A 358-nucleotide genomic window follows, 5' to 3' on the forward strand; every position below is an offset into this window, starting at 1 on the left:
GTTCGAACCCGCGACCCCAACCTTGGCAAGGTTGTATTCTACCACTGAACTACTTCCGCAAGACATGTATGAGTTATTTTATTAAAAGTGCGGGTGAAGGGAGTCGAACCCCCACGCCAAAGGCGCCAGATCCTAAGTCTGGTGCGTCTGCCAATTCCGCCACACCCGCATGTTATAATTTTAAAAGAAAAAATGGGGCGACTGATGGGAATTGAACCCACGAGTGCCGGAGCCACAATCCGGTGCGTTAACCACTTCGCCACAACCGCCATGATTTTCTGGTGCCGACTAGAGGACTTGAACCCCCAACCTACTGATTACAAGTCAGTTGCTCTACCAATTGAGCTAAGTCGGCTAG

General features: G+C 50.3%; 3 tRNA genes. All 3 read right to left on the bottom strand.

What is annotated here, in order from left to right:
* Window positions 1–88 precede the first annotated feature (88 nt).
* Window positions 89–169, bottom strand: a tRNA-Leu gene (locus FT637_RS29735).
* 24 nt (window positions 170–193) lie between these two features.
* Window positions 194–269 (bottom strand) — tRNA-His (locus FT637_RS29740).
* A 10-nt stretch (window positions 270–279) separates the two neighbouring features.
* Window positions 280–355: transfer RNA gene (locus tag FT637_RS29745), tRNA-Thr, on the bottom strand.
* Window positions 356–358: the final 3 nt, after the last annotated feature.

It is taken from the genome of Bacillus cereus (genome assembly GCF_015071065.1).
GTDB classification, from domain to species: Bacteria; Bacillota; Bacilli; order Bacillales; family Bacillaceae_G; genus Bacillus_A; species Bacillus_A cereus_BA.